This window comes from Chloracidobacterium sp. (genome assembly GCA_016720705.1).
In the GTDB taxonomy this organism is placed as follows: Bacteria; Acidobacteriota; Blastocatellia; order Pyrinomonadales; family Pyrinomonadaceae; genus OLB17.
Map to the genome: position 1 here is coordinate 1,534,844 of JADKKB010000007.1, position 21,963 is coordinate 1,556,806.

Annotated in this window: 20 protein-coding genes; 9 read left to right on the forward strand and 11 right to left on the reverse strand. The window is 50.8% G+C overall.

Annotated features, from left to right (window positions below):
• Positions 1-42 precede the first annotated feature (42 nt).
• The 4 genes from IPQ00_14035 to IPQ00_14050 form a co-directional block, all read right to left on the reverse strand.
• Positions 43-1,650, reverse strand: a complete 1,608-nt coding sequence (locus tag IPQ00_14035) for a NapC/NirT family cytochrome c (GenBank protein MBL0241682.1) — start codon at positions 1,648-1,650, stop codon at positions 43-45.
• Between the two features lie 125 nt (positions 1,651-1,775).
• Positions 1,776-2,105: a cytochrome c gene (locus IPQ00_14040; protein MBL0241683.1), complete on the reverse strand. Its 330-nt coding sequence runs from the start codon at positions 2,103-2,105 to the stop codon at positions 1,776-1,778.
• A gap of 214 nt (positions 2,106-2,319) precedes the next feature.
• Complete coding sequence (locus IPQ00_14045) at positions 2,320-3,213, reverse strand: hypothetical protein (GenBank protein MBL0241684.1); 894 nt, start codon at positions 3,211-3,213, stop codon at positions 2,320-2,322.
• The gene (locus IPQ00_14050) at positions 3,213-4,433 is read right to left on the reverse strand and encodes a hypothetical protein (GenBank protein ID MBL0241685.1); all 1,221 of its coding nucleotides are present in this window, start codon (positions 4,431-4,433) and stop codon (positions 3,213-3,215) included. The genes IPQ00_14045 and IPQ00_14050 overlap by 1 nt, the downstream gene beginning before the upstream one ends.
• A 277-nt stretch (positions 4,434-4,710) precedes the next feature.
• Here IPQ00_14050 and IPQ00_14055 point away from each other — a divergent pair, with 277 nt between their 5' ends.
• From IPQ00_14055 to IPQ00_14070, 4 genes are all read left to right on the forward strand, one after another.
• On the forward strand, positions 4,711-6,207 hold the full coding sequence (locus IPQ00_14055; protein MBL0241686.1) for a cytochrome c biogenesis protein ResB: 1,497 nt from the start codon (positions 4,711-4,713) through the stop codon (positions 6,205-6,207).
• A gap of 25 nt (positions 6,208-6,232) precedes the next feature.
• Positions 6,233-7,696: a hypothetical protein gene (locus tag IPQ00_14060; GenBank protein ID MBL0241687.1), complete on the forward strand. Its 1,464-nt coding sequence runs from the start codon at positions 6,233-6,235 to the stop codon at positions 7,694-7,696.
• Positions 7,697-7,773: 77 nt separating this feature from the next.
• Positions 7,774-9,396, forward strand: a complete 1,623-nt coding sequence (ccsA, locus tag IPQ00_14065) for a cytochrome c biogenesis protein CcsA (GenBank protein ID MBL0241688.1) — start codon at positions 7,774-7,776, stop codon at positions 9,394-9,396.
• 6 nt (positions 9,397-9,402) lie between these two features.
• Positions 9,403-10,116, forward strand: coding sequence for a tetratricopeptide repeat protein (locus IPQ00_14070; GenBank protein ID MBL0241689.1), 714 nt, complete (start codon positions 9,403-9,405; stop codon positions 10,114-10,116).
• A 133-nt stretch (positions 10,117-10,249) separates the two neighbouring features.
• Here IPQ00_14070 and IPQ00_14075 read toward each other — a convergent pair whose 3' ends face one another.
• Positions 10,250-11,188 (reverse strand): universal stress protein, encoded by a 939-nt coding sequence (locus IPQ00_14075; protein MBL0241690.1) that lies wholly within the window; start codon positions 11,186-11,188, stop codon positions 10,250-10,252.
• Between the two features lie 191 nt (positions 11,189-11,379).
• On the opposite strand from IPQ00_14075, the gene IPQ00_14080 reads away from it, so the two are divergent.
• Both IPQ00_14080 and IPQ00_14085 read left to right on the forward strand, forming a co-directional pair.
• A complete protein-coding gene (locus tag IPQ00_14080) occupies positions 11,380-12,774 on the forward strand; it encodes a sigma-54-dependent Fis family transcriptional regulator (protein MBL0241691.1) in 1,395 nt (464 codons plus the stop codon).
• A 14-nt stretch (positions 12,775-12,788) separates the two neighbouring features.
• Positions 12,789-14,711: a PAS domain S-box protein gene (locus tag IPQ00_14085; GenBank protein ID MBL0241692.1), complete on the forward strand. Its 1,923-nt coding sequence runs from the start codon at positions 12,789-12,791 to the stop codon at positions 14,709-14,711.
• A 15-nt stretch (positions 14,712-14,726) separates the two neighbouring features.
• On the opposite strand, the gene IPQ00_14090 is transcribed toward IPQ00_14085, so the two are convergent.
• Positions 14,727-15,182 (reverse strand): universal stress protein, encoded by a 456-nt coding sequence (locus IPQ00_14090; GenBank protein ID MBL0241693.1) that lies wholly within the window; start codon positions 15,180-15,182, stop codon positions 14,727-14,729.
• Between the two features lie 260 nt (positions 15,183-15,442).
• Between IPQ00_14090 and IPQ00_14095 the strand changes: the two genes are divergently transcribed.
• Positions 15,443-15,931, forward strand: a complete 489-nt coding sequence (locus IPQ00_14095) for a pyridoxamine 5'-phosphate oxidase family protein (GenBank protein ID MBL0241694.1) — start codon at positions 15,443-15,445, stop codon at positions 15,929-15,931.
• 55 nt (positions 15,932-15,986) lie between these two features.
• On the opposite strand, the gene IPQ00_14100 is transcribed toward IPQ00_14095, so the two are convergent.
• Positions 15,987-16,367: a DUF5335 family protein gene (locus tag IPQ00_14100; GenBank protein ID MBL0241695.1), complete on the reverse strand. Its 381-nt coding sequence runs from the start codon at positions 16,365-16,367 to the stop codon at positions 15,987-15,989.
• A 568-nt stretch (positions 16,368-16,935) separates the two neighbouring features.
• On the opposite strand from IPQ00_14100, the gene IPQ00_14105 reads away from it, so the two are divergent.
• Positions 16,936-17,196: a hypothetical protein gene (locus tag IPQ00_14105; protein ID MBL0241696.1), complete on the forward strand. Its 261-nt coding sequence runs from the start codon at positions 16,936-16,938 to the stop codon at positions 17,194-17,196.
• A gap of 69 nt (positions 17,197-17,265) precedes the next feature.
• A complete protein-coding gene (locus IPQ00_14110) occupies positions 17,266-17,799 on the forward strand; it encodes an Hsp20/alpha crystallin family protein (GenBank protein MBL0241697.1) in 534 nt (177 codons plus the stop codon).
• Positions 17,800-17,863: 64 nt separating this feature from the next.
• Here IPQ00_14110 and mnmE read toward each other — a convergent pair whose 3' ends face one another.
• The 4 genes from mnmE to yidD form a co-directional block, all read right to left on the reverse strand.
• On the reverse strand, positions 17,864-19,246 hold the full coding sequence (gene mnmE, locus IPQ00_14115; GenBank protein MBL0241698.1) for a tRNA uridine-5-carboxymethylaminomethyl(34) synthesis GTPase MnmE: 1,383 nt from the start codon (positions 19,244-19,246) through the stop codon (positions 17,864-17,866).
• 91 nt (positions 19,247-19,337) lie between these two features.
• Positions 19,338-19,787 carry a hypothetical protein gene (locus IPQ00_14120; protein ID MBL0241699.1) on the reverse strand — a complete coding sequence of 150 codons (450 nt, stop codon included), beginning with the start codon at positions 19,785-19,787 and terminating at the stop codon, positions 19,338-19,340.
• A gap of 47 nt (positions 19,788-19,834) precedes the next feature.
• Positions 19,835-21,751 carry a membrane protein insertase YidC gene (yidC, locus tag IPQ00_14125; GenBank protein MBL0241700.1) on the reverse strand — a complete coding sequence of 639 codons (1,917 nt, stop codon included), beginning with the start codon at positions 21,749-21,751 and terminating at the stop codon, positions 19,835-19,837.
• Positions 21,751-21,960 carry a membrane protein insertion efficiency factor YidD gene (gene yidD, locus IPQ00_14130; GenBank protein ID MBL0241701.1) on the reverse strand — a complete coding sequence of 70 codons (210 nt, stop codon included), beginning with the start codon at positions 21,958-21,960 and terminating at the stop codon, positions 21,751-21,753. The genes yidC and yidD overlap by 1 nt, the downstream gene beginning before the upstream one ends.
• Positions 21,961-21,963 lie beyond the last annotated feature (3 nt).

A 21,963-nucleotide genomic window follows, 5' to 3' on the forward strand; every position in this document is an offset into this window, starting at 1 on the left:
CGGCGGTACTTTCTATTTTGCATTGATGATCAGCACAGCTCTCTACTTACGAGGATGACAGGCCGCGCATTGGAACTGCGAGATGTCACCTAGATTGATCGGATGCTTGAACTGCTTGTCCGGTTGATGACACGAGTCACATCTTCTGTCGGCGAGAGCCCCGAGGTCCACCGGATGTATAAACGGCCCAGTCTTCATATTGGCCGACGGCGATGCGTCAGAATCGAACAACGTCGTGTGACAGATATTGCAATCATTGGCGATCACCTTTCCGGCATTACTGAAATGCTGACCATCGTGACATCGGAAACAGCCCGGCGAATTGAGATGTCCGGCGTTGTTCGGATGTGTCTGCCAATTCGTCTTCATTTCCGGGAAGAAATAGTTCTGATAGATCCGCTGCAGTTCAATGACCGCGGCCGAGATCGAATCTTGCTTCTGTGCGGAGATATCCGGATAACTTACACGATAAAAATCCTTTAAGCCAGCGTCGATCGAGCCTAGAGCCTGGTCATTGGTCTCATATGCACCGCTCAGGAGTGCGACTGCCTGGCGTTTCAAGAACGGAAGTGCCTGATCCAATTTGCCGGCGGAGAAAGAGCGGTCGACCGCAACATCGGGCGGCAAATAGTTATGCGCCGGTCGGTTATGACAATCTACACAGTCCATCTTACGCCTTTTACCTTTTGCAAGTTGGTCGGCAGTTGCCGGTTTGCTCCGGTCAAAATATTCGGTGATCGTCCCGTCCTTGTCCTTCGCACTGACCCACGGTATTTCCTGCCGGCGTTCGTCGATCGAAACATAGTTGACTTCATTTTCAGGATTCACGTGCCAGTGGATACCGGTCACCTTGCCTGTCGCTGGACTACTGCCGCCCACATTCAACAACAAACGACGTTGGTGAAGCGTGTTCATCTCGTCGCTACCGTAGCGATCGAAGACCTTCAGCATTCCGCCGAAGAATTTTTCGGGCCAGTGACATTGTTCACACGTTTCCGGGGCCGGGCGGAGATTATGGACCGGCGTCCCGATCGGCCTTGAGTATTTGTTGAAAGACACTGAATAGAGCTGATATGCACCCGAAAGCTTCGATCGAACGTACCAATCGGCTCCGGATCCAACGTGACAATCGACACACCGCACGCGTGCGTGTGCTCCGGCCTTATATGCCAAGAATTCCGGCTTCATCACAGAGTGGCAAGTTTCGCCGCAGAATGTCACAGATTCGGAATATTCAAATGCCTTGTAACTACCAAAAGCGCTTGCGGAAGCAAATAACAGAGTTAGTACCAAAAAGACCATAAAAGATCGTCGGGTCTGCGGATTGTTGAGATCCAGCATCGGATAGGCCAAAACCTCATCCGGCGCTTTAGTTCGCCTTCGCCGACGTTCAAAAAACATCCCGACTGCTGCCACAAAAAGACCGAACATCATTACCGCCGGGATCAATATATAAGTCAGAATGCCGATATAGGCATTCTCGGTCGGTGAAGTGATCTCGATCAGAAACAGCAAAACGTCGCTAGTGACGGCCGCGGTCACAATAGCAACGCCTACAAAACTAACGTAATTTCGCAACAAACTCGGCGGACGCGTCTTGGTCACAACCTCGTTTGGCAATTCATCCTGATCTCTATCTTTCTCTTTCATATTGAGAACCTAGATACCGAAAGATGGTATCTGAAAAAATAGCTTGACCGCCCAATTTCGATCGAACGCCTTTCGGCATAAGTCGGGGCGGCCATCGCTAGGATCGATAAATGTTTCCCCTTCCATCAATTAGCAGCGGTCTTCAGGGACTTCATATAGGTAACGAGTGCCTGGGCATCTTCCGGGGTGATCTTGCCCTCGTATGCCGGCATATTCGGCGGTGTCGCGGGCTTAACACCCTTCATGATCGAGTCGACAAGCACCGCATCCTCCTTTGTGGCGTCAAATTTCTTTTCTGCCTTCGGTGAATGGCACATCGCACATTTTGCCTTGTAGGTAACGGCCGGGTCGTCCGGCATTAACAATGCCGCGTGTGTCGGAACCGCCTTGAAGGTCGACAACAGCATTAGCGGCAACACAAATAAAACAATTGCAACAAATTTGATTCGGTTCATTCCTATTCTTAACTCCTAAATACCAAATTCTAACTTCTGTCAGAAACACCGAAAAAATGCCTCTGGCTTTCATTGAAAGCAACGAGCGTGCCACGATTCAAAAATGCTATCTAATCCCAAATATCACACTCAATGCTCTAAAATAGGAACTTTCAATTCTCAAAACCACCGCCATTATTCACGTATGGTGTGAATATTTTCGCACCGCACGGCCCTAAAACTTAAAGGTTTTCCCTTCGTGACAGCGCTTACAATTGGTAAAATCGTTGGCACCGAATGCTCTTTTGCCGTTGTGGCAAGCCTGACAACTCTGCCGTCCCGCCGGCGCAAAGTGCATCGACGCCAGCGGAGCCGTGACCTGTCTGCCGCGTGCGGCACCTGCAAGCACGTTGTGGCAAGACGCACAATTCATATTTCCCTTTCGGATGTGCTCATTATGACTGAAGTTCACGGTGTATGCCTTGGTCCACTCGGACGTTCGCGGCGGTCGGCCGGCCGTGTGGCAGGTGCTGCAAGACCCGATCGGTTTATCTTGCGTATGACATTGAAAACACGAATTATGAGCGGCGGCCCCCTTGGGTATCGACAGAGCGACCCCGCGGTTGGTCGATCGGTGGCAAGTCGCACAATTCGCCTGACGGATGTGACGGCCGTGGTCGAATCTAGCGTTAAAACTCTTGAGCGACGGAAACCGCTTCATTGCACCGGTCTGCGGGTTAGTATGGCAAATCGTACAGATCGGGCTGGCGGGATCCTGAATTTGAGCGGTGTGACAGCCTGCACACGGAGCGTGTTCGATCTTGCCGGGAAAGCTGAGCCGGGTCGAGTTATCATCACGCCGATGGCACAGCAGACAAGGCAACCGGGTGTGTGACGGATTGGAATGACCAAATCGGGAAAAATCGATATCCTGTGGGTCGCCGGGAATGACATCGTTGCCCGTGGACGCGACTACCGGCTCTTCGGCCGACCAGCCTTTGGCCTGCGTCTCACCCGGAAGCACGAAGGTCAGGTAACCGAATATTATGCCGGCCAAAACAAGGACGACAACTTGCAACTGGGCCGCCATCGATCGCTTTGCTTTTAAGTTGTTTTCGTTGTTTTTCATTATTCACCACCCGCCTCAGTGATCGCTTTTGTATGTGACTCCGGTATAGGCAACTTCCCAAAGGCAATGTGGCATTTAATACACTGGAATTTCGCATCCTTTTGCCGGGCATCAACCTCAACATTTAGAGAACCGCCATCGCCGGCCGTTGCGGTCACGTGACACATCGCACACGACGCGATACCGACACGTTTTGTCAGCGGATCTGCCGTGTTCATTTTTACAACATTGTGACAAGTGGCACACTCCATATCGGAGTGAGCAGCATAAGCGTGCTGATACTTTCCTGATGAGTCCCGGAGTCGCCACGAGTCCAACATACGTTTGTCGTCGATCTTCATATCGGCGATCAATTTCTCATCAACATCCGCTTTGGGTTGGGCAGGTTTTAGCGAATGGCACGCCGCGCAATCACTCGGCACAGGCGTCATACCGCTATCAGCAGAGTGGCAGGTAAAGCAGGTCGTATGACCGATCGGGGCTGTCTTGAAGGTGCCCTTTTTAAGCCAAAATGCATCGCCGAGTTTTGGTGGCGGCGGTGTCACAAACTCGTCAGGAGAGTCGCCTTGCGGCTTATAGGTCTGATGGCAAACGGAGCAACTCTCTTCGCCCGCTAACCTTGCCTTGCCCGCGACGAACGACGCGTTGGCAAACGTGACCGGCCGCTCACCGCCCATCGAGACTATTTCTATGTGCTTTTCGTGCGGAAATCCGACGACAAAATCAGATTGGGCCTTTTTTCCCTTCGGCGAGAGATCAAATATCTCTCGAGGATTTGGAAATGGGTGCCTCGAACTGTCCCGCGGCGACGGATTAGTATGGCAGATCGAGCATATCGGCGGCTTTGCACCCTTAAAGAATTGCTGTTTGTGACAATTAAGGCAGGATTCATGCTTCGGGTATTCAGTTATATCAGCAAAAGCCGAATCACCGGTGCGGACCTTGTTCCAATTATCCGATGGAAACTTGTGGCACGCTGCACAATCTTTCTGATGTGCCTTAACGCTGTGCGGAAATTCAGAAAACTTTACTTTACGCGGTACGGTAGGCGTTGTCCTCTTGGGTTTCTTCGGCGTTGCTTCCGGTATCGGTTGTGTCGAAAGTGTATTTTCCGACGCGACGCCCGAAACCGGAACGTAAATAGTTGCGATCGCGGCAACCGTGATGGTTAGAATGATCGCCAATGCCTTTAATGAAGTGATCCGAATGGAATTAGTCATACCCAATCCTCTGTTCGGGTTATCATACATCAATTTCCATTGCTTGGTGTGTGATTCGTATCACAATTATCCGTCCAATTTTCGTTTCCGGTATTTTGCGTAATTATTCGCAGTCAACCCACAATAATTCGCACCAATCGCCGGGAGAATATGGCATAATCTACTTTGAAGTTTCCACGTAAACCAATATTTTATAAGGCGGTTAGGCGCAAATCGCTTCCCTCCGTGCCACACGGCACGCCGCTTGCACCTTCCGATTCGAGTTTTTCTAAATACTATGTCTACAGTTGAACAAGCGGTAAAACAAAGCGAAACCGGCGTAGCCGAAAATAAGGTCGTAGGGCAGTCCATCTTCACTCGATTTCTCAAGTTTATCTCGTCAGTTCGTTTCGGGGTAACGCTATTGGTGTTGCTGGGATTTGCCTGTCTGGTCGGTATGTTGGTAATGCAACAAAATGTCGCGGGATTTGATCGGTATTTTGCCGACCTGACGCCCGCACAGAGATTGCTCTACGGGCGTTTGGGATTTTTCAATATCTACCACGTCTGGTATTTCAACGTATTGCTTGCGATCTTGTCTCTAAACATCATTTTGGCGTCGATCGAGCGGTTTCCGAAGACGTGGCTTTTTGTATCAAAGCCGCATTACACAGTGCCGGTTCGTTGGCTCAAGGAACAACCACAAACAGCCGAACTAGAGCTATCTGGTACGTTTAACGAAGTAAAAGATCGTCTCACCGCCAATATGGCCAAAAGCGGTTGGAAGAAAGTCACTGCCACCGAGAAAAATGGCAAGACATTTCTTTTTGGCCAAAGTGGCGTTTGGAACCGATTAAGTGCCTATCCGGTTCACGTAGGCCTACTGACGATCTTTGTCGGTGGATTTATGACCGCCCAAATGGGTTCGACCGGCCAGATGCCTCTGTCACCCGGCACATCGACCGACCTGATGTTCGACACGGTCGTCGATCTAGATAAGACCAGCGAAGTAACACAGAAATTGCCGTTCACGGTCTTCTGTACCGACGTACAGCAAAAGTTGATCAAAAAAGATGAGTCGATCTCGGCGATGAACACCATCGACTGGATCACACGATATACGATCACCGACGAGACAGGGACTCACGAAGCGATGGTCCAGATGAACCGCCCGTTCGACTATCGCGGCTATAGATTCTTCCAGGCGAGTTTCACGCCGGTCGGCCGAGCCAGAAATATCACAGTGACGGCCAAGCCGGCTAGCGGCGGTCAACCGGTCGAAGTCACCATCCCGCGTGATGGTACGACCTCGCTGCCGGATGGTACGCAGATAAAATTTAAGGAATTTAGGGGTAATTTTAGCATCGGAACCGAGAATCCGAACGAGGATACATCCAACTATCCAAACCCCGGCGCCGTGCTGCAGGTTACGCAACCCGGCGGACAGACGCAGGTCGCCTACGCATTCGGTGCGCAGATGGCCAGTATGCCTGTAGCCGGTAAACCGGTTGCCGGTTACACATATCAATTGACCGATTTCGAAAAAGTCGCAGACCAGCATATTCTCTCGGTCCAACGTGATCCGGGAGCGACTGTGGTCTACGTCGGATTCATTATCTTGTGCCTTGCGCTAATAGCTGCTTTCTTCTTTTCGCATCAACGGGTGTGGGCGGTGATAGAAAGCATTGGCGAAAAGGATCACAAGATTGTCTTGGGGGGAAATACAAACCGTAGTCTTAATGCGTTTGACGAAAAATTCAAACGCTTTACAGGAGAATTGACTATCCGACAGTAGCAGTACTTTTTGGAGGATAAGCAAAATGACAATTAGTATTAAAAATGTGAAAGTGATGGCAATCGCATCATTTTCCGCAATGATGATCTTGGCTTTTTCGTTTGGAGATTCGGCGGTGACGGTAGGTCACGCTGAAATACCGGGAGCACCGTCAAGACGAACCGGGGCTCCGGGTGAGTCGACCTGCACTTCGTGCCACAACGCAAACACCCCGACGGGACAGGCAAATATCATTGCTCCGGCGACGTATGTACCGGGACAGACTTACACAATCCAGATTCAAAACACCACGACCGATCTTTCGAGGACGTCTTGGGGATTTGAGATGACCACACTGACGGCGTCAAACACCGCAGCCGGCACGTACACCCATACGACCGCATTCACGCAAACCAAGACCGGAACTGTATCCGGCGGTGTCCGAAATTACGCCACACATACAACTTCCGGTGTGTTTGCCGGACAGTCAGGTGGATCAACCTGGACATTTAACTGGACGGCGCCGGCAACCGATGTCGGACCCGTAACTCACTACGTTGCGATCCTGCACGGTGACAATGGACAAGATGACACTGGTGATCAAACATACATCAAAACGCAGGTCGTTACACCGGCAGTTGCGGTTGTGATCCATCACGGATTCACCGATTTTGATGCTGATGGAAAGGCCGATCCGAGCATATTCCGCGGATCAAACGGCTTTTGGTATATCAATCGAAGCACTGCTGGATTTACGGCGACCCAATGGGGTCTCGCAACCGACAAGCTGGCACCTGCCGATTATGACGGTGATGATAAGTCCGATGTGGCCATATGGCGCGAAGATGTGGCGAGCGTTGCCGGATTTTATATCCTTCAAAGTTCTAACAACACAATGCGGATCGAGCGGTTCGGACAAACGGGCGACGATCCGACAATAGTCGGTGACTGGGATGGTGACGGTAAGGCCGATCCGGCCGTGCACCGCGGTCCCGGCGGTGGCCCGCAAGCGTATATTTATTTCCGTGGTTCGCTCAATAACCCGAGCGGCAATGTCACCTTCGTTCCATGGGGAGCCAGCGGCGACAAAGCAATGCGGGGTGATTTTGACGGCGACGGCAAAATGGATCCAGCTGTATTCAGGCCGTCAAATGGCGTCTGGTATATTTCTCAAAGTTCGAACGGAGCGATCCGCTACGAAAACTGGGGCAACGTATCAGATAAATTCGTTCCGGCTGACTACGACGGCGATGCAAAGACCGATCTGGCAGTTTTCCGAAACGGTATCTGGTATATTAAGCAAAGCTCCAATTCGCAGGCTGTGTACATTAGCTTCGGACTCGGAACCGATGTACCTGTACCGGCCGATTACGATGGAGATGGTAAAACCGATGCTGCGATTTATCGAAACGGCATTTGGTATGAGCGTTTAAGCAGCTCAGGAAGTCTGAGCGTAGTAAACTTTGGCCTCAGCACAGATGTCGCTGTCGCCGGAGCATTCGTTAAATAGTTGATACAACCTTTACCCGGGCCGCAGACCCTCAAATCGGCGCAAGCGGCCCGGACTTTCAAAAGAGAGGGGATCATATGAATCAAGAAGTATTGAATAAACCGATAGTAATGCCCGCCGCTGACGATGACGGGTCAAACATAACCTCAACCTGGCAATCATACATTCCGGCGTTTTTAGCCATCTTTGGCTCACTCGCCCTGGTACTAATAAGGATCAACGTCGGTGGCGAACGGTTTATTTCTGACGGTGCGCTGATGATGCTGGCTCTGGCGTCCTACCTTATAGCGGCCGTCTTTCATTTGACCAATCTCTACGCACCGTTCAGGTTTGCGGAAAAGCTCGGCCTATTTGCCGCGACGCTCGGCGTCTTTTTCAACTTGTCGAGTTGGCTGGTCAGGTGGGTTGCGGCATACGATCGTGAGTTAGCTATCTTTAACACGCAGGGATCCAATCCGGCAGATATGCCTTGGGTCTTTCGCTATGTCCCGTTTGCTAACCTTTACGACCTTAGTCTGGCATTTGCCTTCGGTGCCGGAATTACGACGCTGATCGTGATGCGTCGTAAACAATTTCAGATCGTTGCCGCACTTTCGCTGCCGCTCGCAGCAATTATTCTGGTGCTTGCCCGATTTATCGGAAGCGAGATCATCGACCTGCCGCCCGTTCTGGATTCCTACTGGCGCCCGATCCACGTCGGAATCGCATCATTAAGCTATGGCATCGCCCTAGTGTGCTTTGCTGTTGCTGTACTCTATCTCTTAAAAGATGGTTTGAAGGTCGAGAAAATGGCGATCTGGACCAGCATCTTCGCTCTCGGAGTCTTTTTTACTATCAGTAAGTTCAGCGTATTTGCGCCGGCGACATTCGGCACATATACTGCATCGACCTTTGTCGGCACATCAAGGATGTCGCTTGGATTACGGGCTGATATACCGTATGTTGGCTGGCTGATCGTTGCTGCATCGGCACTGCTTGTGGCGGCGTCAATTGGGTACGCACTTTACACGTCCAAGAACGATCTGAACGCCAGATCGTGGGCCAACCGCTTTCTCTACGCCGCTCTTGCGGTGCAAGGGGCGGGCGTGGCAATGCTCGTCTATCAGTTAAAGAATCTGCAGAATGTCGTTGCTGCGATCAGTCCGAGTCAATACCCGAAGTTTGCGGTATGGATGCTGCAACAGCAAGATATGCCGCAGGCTCAGATAAATATGATGGGCCAGCAGCAGCTTTACGATATCTCCAACAAATGGGTCATCGAAAATGGTGCAAATCTGCACCTCAGCTTAAATGCCAATCCGGTGGAGTTAGCTGCATTGATCACAGCATTTACAGGAACATTCTTTATAGTAATGTTCGGCATCAATACCGAAAAGATCCGCTCATTGTTACCGGCAACCGAGAAACTCGACGGACTGATGTATAAGCTCGCTGGTGTGACCTTTGCCGGTCTGGCTCTTCTTTTGATCACCGGTGCCGTCTGGGCAAATGAGTCTTGGGGTAGATATTGGGGATGGGACGCCAAAGAGGTCGGTGCTCTGGTCGCTTGGCTCACATACGCAGGATTTTTGCACTCCAGGATCGCATACGGCTGGCGCGGGCGGCGTTCGGCGTACTTTGCCGTAGTCGCGTTTCTTTTTGTGATCTTTACATATTTGGGCGTCAGCTATTTGCTGCCGGGACTACATTCGTACGCGTAGGTTTTTATGAACAAGGAAAATATTTTATTTGGAGTGGTCGGCCTGTTGGCTGGTCTGATAATTGGCTTTATGTTTGCCAATTCTGTTAATCAAGGCGGAGTTGTGGGAACAGGCCAAACGGCCAAGCTCAATTCGAATATGCCGGCTGATCATCCCGCGGTCCCGCCGGGAACCACGATGCCGGGCGGAGCACCGGGGGCAATGGGTCCGGAGGTTCAGGCAGCGATCGAAAAAGCAAAGTCGGCACCTGAGGATTTTGATGCTCAGGTTAAGGCAGCTGAGGTCTATTACCAGATCGAACGATTCGACGATGCGATCACGTATCTAAAGGCCGCTAACAAGTTAAAGCCCGACGATCGAGAAGTCGTCGTCCACCTCGGCAATGCAAATTTTGACGGAGGGCATTACGAAGAAGCAGAAAAATGGTACACAGCTGCCTTGGCCAAAAAGGCAGATGACGTAAATGTCCGCACCGACATGGGGCTCACGTATGTCTTCCGCGACCCGCCCAATTATGATCGGGCGATCCAGGAATTCAACCAGTCGCTCCAACTCGATCCAAACCATATTCAGACACTTCAAAATCTGACCGTGGCATTTACGAAAAAGGGCGATGCGGCGAAGGCGGCGGCGACACTTGCAAAACTCGAGGGTGTAGATCCGAAGAATAGTGCCATCGCAAAACTTAAGGACGACATCTCAAAGATGGGCACAAAGTAACAACTGTCCGACCAGAAACCTGATAGAGGCTGTCTGAAAAGATGGCCTCTTTTTTTGCGCAACATCCTGTAACAATTAATGGGCCGGCAACGATTACGTTGCCGGCCGATTTTGCCAGGAGAAGTAAGTGACATTATCCCTTCGATTTTCTAACTACTTCAACGGAGCAAGTTGCCCTCGCTGCCACTGCGGCAGAGGTGCTTCCGAGCAGAAATCGCTCAATGCGACTGCCGTAAGCATTGGCGCCGACGAAGATACAGTCGGCGTGCCAATTCTCTGCCTCGTAGGCGAGAATTCTCTTTGGATCGCCTTCAACGATCCGGGTCGTGACCTTAAGGCCGGCCTTTGTAATTGCCCTTGCCGTCTTTTCAGCCATTGTAGCGACCCATTCATATTCACTTCGTAATTCATTTTCGGCCCAATCTGCAACCGGGGGAATAAATCTCCCGATAGCCGTCGGGACGATCGAATCGGTGGCGGCCACCAGATGAAGTTCCGTTCCCTCTGGCCAGTTGCGGTCGAGTACGGCCTTAACGGCGGCATTGGCACCGGCCGAACCGTCAAACCCGACAATGAGTCTCGCCGGTGCGGGATCGACCTCGATCCTGCCGCGGGCCACCCGAACCGAACAATTTGCCTCGGTCAAGATCTTCTGCGAAATGCTTCCGAGGACGATCCGGCCGATGGTCGATTGGCCTTGTGAGCCAACTACGATCAGATCAGGCTTAAATTCGTCCGCGATAGTGAGCATTTCCCACGCCGGCGAGCCGTAGGTCGCCTTGGCCGAGGTTTTCCATCCGGGCAAGAGCACCCGCAGGCGATCATCAGCGTGCTTCGCCATCATTTCTGCCGAGGTCAACCATCGTTCACCACGTTCGCGGTGTCTCTTGACTATCTCATTTATGAATTCGGCCGAAGTTCCGTTACCGTTTTCCACCTCAGGTGGTGGCAACCACACTTCCGCTACGGTGACGACCAAAGCCTCACCCGTCTCCGGTAGACCCGCGCGCTCGAGGTCATCAAGGGCGGCCTCAGAACTTCGCGAACCGTCGTATGCAATGAGTATTTTCATAGAATGCTCGTCACGCTGTGATCCAGACACTAAAATAAGAGCAACGCTCGTGCCAAGTCCAAAATCGACCGATTTCAGACCGAAATAGCGACGAACTTGAGAAATAATTCATTTTGGTGTGTATTTTTTCGCACTAAAGGGATTAAGATTTCTCACCCTATCGCCTATAATGAATCCTGGTTATCAATAAAATGTCAGACATTAACGGCAAAATACTAGTAGTCGATGACGATCGATTCATCCGGATGGCATTGGGTGAAGCACTTCGCTCGTGGAATTACGAGGTCATCGAGGCTGATACGGTGGAGTCCGCAAAGCGGATCTTTGCGGAATTGGAACCGCCCATAGCACTGCTGGATATTGATCTGCCGGACGGTTCGGGGATTGATATTCTTAACAGTATCAAGGAATCAAACCCTGAAACCATCGCTGTGATGATCACGGGCAATGTCGATGTCGGCAACTCGATCGCCGCACTTCGCGGCGGTGCTCACGATTTTATAGGAAAGCCGGTCAGGCTAGAGGAACTGCGGATCACACTTAGGAACGCGGTCGAGATCCGCGAACTCCGCCGCGAGGTAAAGCACGTCAGGCAGGAGCGCTCACGGAGCTTTAGTTTTAACGAGATAATCGGAGAGTCCGACGCGCTCCATCGTGCTCTTGAGCTCGCTAAACGCGTGGCGGTCTCAGACGTTTCTTCTATCTTGCTTAATGGCGAGACCGGGACAGGTAAGGATCTGTTTGCCAAAGCGATCCATTATGCGTCAGAACGGGCGGAGGCTCCATACCTCGCGATCAACTGCGCCGCACTGCCGGCGACTCTGATCGAGTCTGAGTTGTTCGGTTACGAAAAAGGTGCGTTCACCGACGCAAAACAGCGAAAGGAAGGCCTCTTTGAACAAGCCCACGGCGGCACGATCTTTCTAGATGAGATCGGTGAGATGGAATTGTCATTGCAGGCAAAATTATTGAGGGTACTGGAAGAGGGAACATTTCGCCGTGTGGGTGGGCTAAAGGACATTAGCCTGAACGCACGAATAGTTGCCGCCTCTAACCGTGATATCAAGAAAGAAAGCGAGGAGGGGAACTTCCGGCTCGATCTATATTTCCGGCTATCGGTCATCCAGGTCGACATCCCACCGCTGCGTGATCGTGGCGACGACGTTCTCTTATTGGCAAAGCACTACATTGATCGTGTCAATATTAAACGTCGCGGAAAACCTTTGACCGGACTTTCGCCGGAGGTTACCGCGATCTTTCGTAATTATCGCTGGAGCGGAAACGTAAGAGAATTGCGAAATGTGATAGAGCGATCGTCGATACTAGAGGACGGCGAGGTAGTCACTGTTACTCATCTTCCGGCTGATATGATCTCTAATTCGATCGAAGAAGCCCGCGGGTCTGCCGTTGTGATTCTGCCGGCTAATGGCATATCACTTGAAACTGTTGAGTTTGAACTCGCACGTCAGGCGATCGAGAGAACCGGCGGCAATCTGACCAGAGCGGCGAAGCTACTGGATATTTCCCGTGATCAACTCCGCTACAAACTACGTAAAGCCGGAATTGAAAATATTACCGAGGAATAATCGGGATCTAGCACTTGAGCGAACAAAGTAAAAATTCTGATCGTAATCCCAAGGCTCCGGCCGTCAAGGAATTGGCGGACCTCAAGTTTGCGCTTGACCAATCTGCGATCGTCGCAATTACCGATCAAAAGGGTATTCTCACGTACGTTAACGATAAATTTTGTGAGATATCAAAATTTAGCCGCGACGAACTGATCGGACAAGACCACCGAGTGATCAACTCAGGCCACCACTCAAAAGATTTCATTAGATCGATCTGGACGACCATTGCGACCGGAAATGTCTGGCGCGGAGAGATCAGAAATCGAGCTAAGGATGGAACCATATATTGGGTCGATACAACGATCGTACCTTTCCTTGACGACGGTGGAAAACCCTTTCAGTACATCGCCATCCGCTATGACGTCACAGAGCGAAAGCGCGGTGAAGAACGGATAAGCCAACAGGCCTCGCTCCTAGATAAGGCCCAGGACGCTATTTTGGTTTGTGATCTAAACTACCGGATCCTTTACTGGAATAAAGGTGCCGAGCGGATCTACGGATGGCCGTTGAACGAAGTTCTCGGCCGCAATCTATGCGAACTGGTATGCGGTGGTGATAAGTCAGTGATCGAAAATGCCAAGACCGCATTTCAGGTATCCGATGAGTGGAAGACGGAGGTCGGCAACATAACCCACGACCGAACTGCGATCGTTGTCGAAAGCCGTTGGAGCCTGATTCGCAATCGGCGCGGACAACCGGACTACATCCTTATTACCAATACCGACATTTCGGACAAAAAGCGAACCGAAGAACACCTGCTTCGTGCGCAGCGAATGGAATCGATAGGGACGTTGGCCGGCGGCATCGCTCACGACCTGAACAATATTCTTTCACCGATACTGATGGCCGTCGATATGCTCCAGCTTAACCGTCCGGATGTTGAAACTGCACGTTGGCTTTCAATGATACGCGAAAATACCGCCCGCGGAGCCGACCTGATCAAGCAAGTACTAACCTTTGCGCGCGGTATGTCCGGAGACCGAATTCCGGTACAGCTCAAGCACATTGTCAAGGAAATTGTCGGTGTTCTTCGAGAGACTCTTCCGCGTTCGATCGAGGTTAAGTTCGATATCGATCCTGAATTGTGGATCATCTCGGCAGACCCGACACAGATCCATCAGGTTTTGATGAATGTCTGCATCAATGCTCGTGACGCGATGCCGATGGGCGGTAATATTCTGATACGGGCAAGTAATATCATTGTCGACGAAAACTACGCCCGAATGAATATCGACGCCGAACCGGGCCGATATGTATTGTTGACCATCAGCGATACCGGAACCGGAATGACTCCGGAGGTCGTATCAAGGATCTTCGACCCTTTCTTTACCACAAAAGATATAGGGAAAGGCACAGGGCTGGGGCTATCGACCACATTGACGATCGTGAAGAGCCACGGTGGCTTTTTGAATGTTTACAGCGAGCTTAAGCGGGGTTCGCGGTTTTCGATCTACCTGCCGTCTAATGTCGACGCTAAATATAATGTCGAGAGCGAACCGGAAATACGATTGCCCATTGGCAAAGGTGAAATGATCCTGATCGTCGATGACGAGGAGAATATTCGTCTCGTTGCCGAAGCAACTTTGCAAAAATACGGCTATCGGACAATGCTGGCGATCGATGGTACCGACGCACTTGCCGCCTTCGCGAGGCACGGTGCTGATATCTCGGTCGTCCTGACCGACATCGCGATGCCCTATATGGACGGCACCGCGTTGATACGGGCCCTCAAGAAAATAGATCAGGATGTGCCGGTAATAGCTATGAGCGGCCTGGCGAGTATCAGTCAAACTGCCGAATTAAAGGAAATGAACGTCACCGACTTTCTGATCAAACCTTACACCGCCGAATCTCTGCTCAACACGGTCGCTGATATACTCGCACGCCAAAAATAGGAGCTTAAGAAAAGCCTATTTATGAGCCGTTCTTACGACCAGCACTGAACACGGTGCGTGATGGACGACGCCGTCGGAGACGGAGCCCAACATACGGCCCCAGAAACCACGGCCGTGAGATCCAACAACGATCAGGTCACACTTAAACTTTTTGGCGTATTCAACGATCTCGCGGTCCGGCGAGCCGCGGAGCACCTCAGTTGAAAGATCAAGAGCCTTTCCGGGAAACCTGGCTACGATCTCATCTGCTGCCTCTTGAATAAACCGCGTAGCCTGTTCTTTCACAGCTTCCTCGATCTTTTGATAATATTCAGCAGAAAGTGCAAATGGCTCTGCCGTGATCGGAAACGCGTCTTCGTATGCTGATACGACAATTATTTCCGTATTTTCAGGCTCCGCAATGAAATTGCAAGCCTCCGCAACAGCAACCTTGCTGTATTCCGAACCATCGGTTGCGATCAATATCTTCATATTTTTGGCCTCCTCAGAAAAGAATCCGGTCCATTATGGAATCGTGCAATTGGCGTTCCGTTCGGTCGCCAATTTCGCGATCATCGCCAAACGCAGGCAATAGATCAGGATCTAGGGCAATTCCTCTGCGAGATATTCATCCTGATCGTGAAATAACCCGCACCAAACTCGATATTTCCACATATTCAGGATAAATAGAAGTTCGAAATAACGGGCACGCACTTTGCTGTTATATTAGTTAGTTAAGGAGTATTGATCATATGTTGGAAGTCGAAGAACTATCGAGGCCGCAGATAGTTGAGTTGCTTGATCGAATCGATTACGGCCATTTGGCTTGTTCGCTAAACGATCTACCCTATGTGATTCCGGTACATTTCGTACACGACAACGGTGAAATTTTCGTATATACCACCGAAGGAAAAAAATCGCGTATCCTTAGCGTAAATCCTCGGGTATGCCTTCAATTCGAGGAAGTTATCGACAATCAAAATTGGGTAAGTGTAATCGTAGACGGTGAAGCAGCCCGAGTGACCGATCATGTAGAACGCGAACGGATACTCGCACTCATTGCCGAGATAAACCCTACGTTAACACCGGCAGTCAGCATTCACTGGATGGATAACTGGATCCGCGAAAATATCGAGGTGATCTATCGGATCGTTCCCCTAGAGATGAACGGCCGCCGGGCAGTCAGAACTGACGACAAAACAGAATACTTCGTTTCGAAACCGAAAAATACTATCCAATAGCAACTCGAGCCCGCAATATCTGCGGGCTCGTAAACTATTGGTCTTATTCGAGTTGCTAACCAAGTGTCAGCAACTCGCTTTTTACATATTCAACCAGAAACGGCATTGGATGTAGAAAATTAACAAGTGTCTTCGTTCCGGAGACATCTTCGATATCAAGTGTTCCGCCGGGGCCGTTGGCTTCAAACGCAACCGTCCTGGGACTGTAAATATTATGTGTCTGGTGACTCTTCCAACCAGCACCGACATTCAGTTCCATTACGTCGTGACCGTGTTTGTTATCGTAAGTTAGCCCGTTAAATGGTAGTCCCTCAGAAAGCATTTGGGCGCCGAACCTTTGATCTAGTATCTGAACCGATACCTCCCAGTCTAAAAAATCCTGACTAATCCGGTGGAAAAATTCCTCCCAGTCGGCTTGTTGAATTTTCTCCGTCATAACATCACCTCCTAACTTGCCCGGTCATTTGAATCCTCAGATGGTTCGCCTATTTTCTAAGCAAAAGTTGTACCAGATATCCGCACATCAAATTTGGGCATCTGGAGTATATGACCAGACTCAATTCGTGAAAAATCACACGCAAAACGAATTACATCGTGAATTTTCTCGCGGTCACTGCCGGGCAGCATCAGACCGCCCTGAGATTTAGAGTCAAAATGATGTCTGACTTTTGGCACGGCATTTGCCATGTCTTTTAGTAGAAGAATTAGGCGGGAAGTACTTTACCGCCGATAAATTTCGATCGCAACCCTTTTGGGGAGTGTCGAAACAACGAGATCGCGGAAATCCGACCTGGGGCCAGCGCCGACCCCTAATGTGGTTTCCGCGGTCTTCATTTGCGCGTAAAATATCGCGACCACCCCTCACTATGCGGCTTTTTACGCGCCCCAACCGCTCATTTTCGAGGTATATCGCACTGGCACGTTCCTTGCAGTTTAGGTGAATGAGAAGACAAATAAGCGAGATCGATCTCGCTTATTAAAAGTTGGGAATAGGAGAAATTAGTATGGTCAAATTATACGGAGTGTTTTGGCTGGTGTTGGCGGTCGTCGGTTTAGTCCTTGCCTTGGCGGGATTGATGACGATGCCTGTGATGGTTCTCTTTGGCTTCGTTTTATTCGGGATGATCTTTATGGGAATGATAGCCGTGTTGCCGACAATGGTGTCGGATCATTCGCTGGATCCATCTCCCTCGAAACCGGTTAAAGTGAACGCGAGGCATTCTGATCGCAAACTGGAGCGGCCCATTAGGTCCGTACATGCATAATTCTATTTCCAGATAGACCTGACACCTTGCATAGCTTTACGATGCCGGGCGTCATTGGAGTATAGGGATATGAAAAATGAAGGAACATTAATGGTAAAAGAACCGGAAACGACCAACAAGGACTTTCCGGCATTTGTCGAGCTCGAAAAGATGCTCGAACGTGTGGCTGAATTTACGTCGGAGACATCAAAAAAGGCGTACGACTATTTTATGTTGCGGGGCGATGACCTTACATCGCACTTTGATGATTGGCTCAAGGCGGAGATGGAAATATTACGTCCGACGCCGCTCGAGATCACTGAGACAAACGAAACGATCAGCGTTCGTGCCGCAGTTCCGGGCTTCAAGCCGGAAGAAATAGACATAAGCCTCAAGGATGATCTGCTGATAATATCAGGCGAAATGAAGTCTGAAGAAAAGAAAGATGACGAAAAGCTGTTTCTCAATGAATGGCGAAGCAATCGCTTTTGCCGACAAATGAGACTGCCAAGCGAGGTCGAAACAGAAAACGTCACGGCACAGCTGAAAGACGGGATCCTTCACCTTTCGCTTAAAAAGAAGGCAGCCGAAGAGGCCGCAAAGATCGCGGTAACGGCGGCATAATTGCCGCCAATGGGCTGCGGATCAGACTGGTATTGCCGTTCCGGTCTGATTCGTAGCTCTTTTTTTACTTGCCAATGCAAAAGGTGGCAAATATCTGGTCTAGCATATCTTCGGTCGTGGTTTCGCCCGTGATATCGCCCAAATATCGCAATGCGTTATGTAAGCCGATCAGTACGATCTCCTCGCTCAAGCGTTCATCCAACCGCTCTACTGAATCTTCGATCTCACTCTTTGTGCGAAGCAATAAGTCGTGATGCCGAGCGTCAGAAACCAGAAATCCGGCGTTCGAAATATCCTCCGGAGCAAACGGTTTGATGATCGCATCTCTCAGTGCATCAATACCCTCGCCGGATTTAGCCGAAACGGGTGTGATCCGAGGGCGCAAGTATCCAAGGCTCGAGTGTTCCCCGGCGATAACGCGATCAATGTCCCACGATGGAACCTTGTCGATCTTGTTGAGCGCGACGATAAAGTCAAACTTACGGACGCTGTCGAGTATCTTGTGATCTTCTTTGGTTATCGGTTCGGACGCATCCAGGATGACTATCACAAGGTCAGCATCCGCCATCAATGCTCTCGACCTCTCAACGCCGATGCTTTCGACGGTGTCGCTGGTCTCGCGCAATCCTGCAGTATCAATCAATGAGATCGGAATATTACTGATCACCATCCGCTCGTGAATTTGATCGCGTGTGGTACCGGCAATATCGGTGACGATAGCTCGGTCACCGCCAAACATGCTGTTGAAGAGGCTCGATTTTCCAACGTTCGGCCTGCCGACTATCGCGACACATAACCCTTCACGGATGAGATGCCCGGCCCTATATGTGCCGGCTAGCCGTTCGATTTCCCGGGCGATGTCGATCAGACTCGTTCGAACGCTCTCAAGTTGAGTCGCCGGGAGGTCGTCCTCAACAAACTCAAGAGCCGATTCGAGTACGACGATCACACTCAATATCTCATTTTTGAGCGGGGTCAACTGGCGCGACATTTCGCCGCTCATTTGTCTGGCTGCTTGCCTGGCTGATGCTGCCGTTTGCGCGTCGATCAGGTCACGGATCGCTTCGGCCTCGGCCAGATCGATCCTGCCGTTTGAAAGGGCTCTTAAGGTAAACTCCCCGGGCTCGGCCATACGGGCATCGAGCGAGAGGCATATATCGATCACCTGTCTGAGTAGTACGGGCGAGCCGTGACAACTGATCTCAATAACGTCCTCGCCGGTAAATGAGCGTGGACCGGGGAAATAAGTGACGATCGCCTCGTCGATCACTTCATTCGTTGATGGGTAGTAGAGCTTTTGCAGCGTTGCGAACCGCGGTTTTGGCGAGAATTTATCATCCCCTGTCATTCGCCCGGTGATCGCTGTAGCCGCATCACCGCTAATGCGGATCACGCCGATACCGCTACGGCCTGTTGGGGTTGCAAGTGCGACGATCGTATCGGGCATAGATGATATTTCACCACACAAAAAGCAAAGAGCACAGGGCAAGTGATCGAAACTCGCCTTGTGCCCATTGATAAGATCTGCTGCAGTATTGCTACTGCAACCGCACCTGCAGGCGTCGATCGCGGCCGTCACCGACCGACTCAGTAAATAGATCTTCTTCCTTTTGCAGGGTCATATGAATGATCCGCCGCTCGGTCGAATTGAGCACGCCAAATGTGAATGGCTTGCCATTTTTACGAACCTGGTCCGCCGCAAATTTTGCCATTGCGTGCAACTCGGCTTTGCGAGTCTGTCGGAATCCTTCCGCATCGACGACAAAACGATGCTCACGATCCAGTTCGCGGCCGTAAACCTGAAAGAGCAGGACCTCAAACGCATCCAGCAGTTCACCGTTTTCCGCTAGGGCAAAGTGAGAATCCTCGCCGCTGAGGTCTATCAGACAGCCTTCGTCGTTCCAGGTTGAGGTCACCGTCAGGTCAAACTTCATATCAGAAACAAGACCGGACAGGAAATCCTTGGCATTTTCACAAATTTCACTCATATTCTTCAAAAAGTCCGGATCTGCGTCCTAGGCCGGCGATCGGCGAGTTATTTGGACTTCACCTTCTTAGCATTTACCGGAACGGAATCGACCATCTGGGTCCCGGGCGGTACGGCCGGTTTGTTCAAACGGTTGATCACCATTTGCTGGCCAAAACTGACAATGTTTCCAAAGAACCAGTAAAGTAATAATCCGGACGGGGCCGACCACATCACCCACAACATCATCACCGGCATCAGATAGGTCATCATCTTCTGCTGCATCTGCTGCTCGGACGTAACCGTCGCGGCAGTCGGCGTGAACTTCATCGAGAGAACCATCGAGATCGCAAATGCAAACTCGAGCAGATGCCACGGATCTGCAGCAGATAGATCCGGTAGCCACAAGAATGTTGCCTGCCGAACCTCAAGCGACACCGTTACGGCCGTGTAAAAAGCGATCAGTAGCGGAAACTGCAAAAGCATCGGAAGACATCCGCCGATCGGCAAAGCGTCCTTGGTCAGCTTAAGCTGCTCCATCTGCAGGGCACGCATTCGCGGGTCGTCGGTCGGGACGCCCTTCTTCTGCATATCCTTGATCCTATCCTGTATGTCCTTCATCTTCGGCGCATTGCCAGAAGCTTTCTTAAATGACTTGGACTGCGACCATCTGAGCGGAAACAGAAGCGAATAGAAAAGGAAAGTGAAAACAATGATCGCGATGCCGTAGTTGTGCGTTAGCCCGTTAAAGAAATTAAGGGCATAAAGGATCGGGATCGAAAGCGGTTTTGTTAGCCATCTGAGCCACCAATAGTTGCTGAAATTGATAAGGTTTGTGATCTCGACCGGACGTCCGACTTGATCCGACAACGGTTGGTTGAGCGACGACAGCAGAAAATAGTCTTTGGTTCCCGTAAAGATCTTGGTCACCGAACCGTCCGCCGTGATCGGCATATAAACGGTTACGAGATGCCGAGTTTCGCTGGTCTTGGCGTTGCGAAGCACCCATTGAAAGATGCTATCGTAGAACGGCTTTGTCTGGACGTCATATTTTGCGGCTCGATATTCTAGTCCCTGAACCTGTGTCGCAGGTATCGCCGCCATTGCAAAATAAGCATCGCCGACGCCGGCCCAGTCGACCGTGCCGCTGTCCGTCAATGACGATTGCCCGTTCGCGTCGTAAACGAATGTGTAGTTGCCCTGGTGACGCTTAATATCACCATTGATCGATGCAACAGCTTCTGACTCGATATGGTAAAAATTGTGATTATTGATGGCGTGATCGCCAATGCTTGCACCGATCAGCAATTTTGGATTCGGTACGCTCTCGCCGCCTTTCTTAAGGCTGATGCCGAGATCGGCAATATAGCTGTCGCCCCTAAAAACGAAATTTTTCTTAACCTCGACGCCTGAGGCATCGGTCAACGTAAACTCGATCTGCTTTTCCTGTCCGACAGCCAGTGTAACCGTTTCTTCGGCCGTTGAGATCGCGTAATTTCGGCCATTTACGATATCATTTACCGCCGCATCGTCAGTGCTGAGTCTAAACGGCACTTCCTGCGGGCTTCGGGCCAGAGCCTCAGGCGAGATGAGCTGCATTGGCTTTTTGTCCGCCTCGTTAGATCCGTCCGCGTACACAGGAAATTGGCTTTTCGGCGAATCATTCTTAAGAATGATCCAACTCGTGGCAAGAGCACCCTTTGAGTCGAGTGTTACCTCGTAAAGCGGTGATTTGATCGTGATCTTACGATTAGGTGTCGTGTCGAGCGTGGTCGCGGCAGGCGTAACAGCCGGCGTCTGAGCCACCGGGGCCGGCGTTGGGGTCGCTGCCGCAATATTAGCGTTCGAGGCGACATTGGCGTTCGTATTTGCATCGCCAGCCGGCGGTTTTGGTGCAAAAAAGTATGACCAACCAAAAAGTACGACCATCGATAGCACGGCCGCGATCAAGAAACGCGATTGACTCTGATTACCGGAATTTTCCATTATTTCACCGGGTCGTGCCCGCCTTTACAAAACGGCTGACATCTTAAAATACGCGTTAGACCCATCCAAGTTCCGCGTAATGCGCCATACTTTTCAACGGCCTGACGAGCATAATCCGAACACGTTGGCTCGAAACGGCACGCCGGCGGCAGAAACGGCGATAGAAACGCCTTATAAATACCCAAAAGATCTAGAACCAAAAACTTCATCTG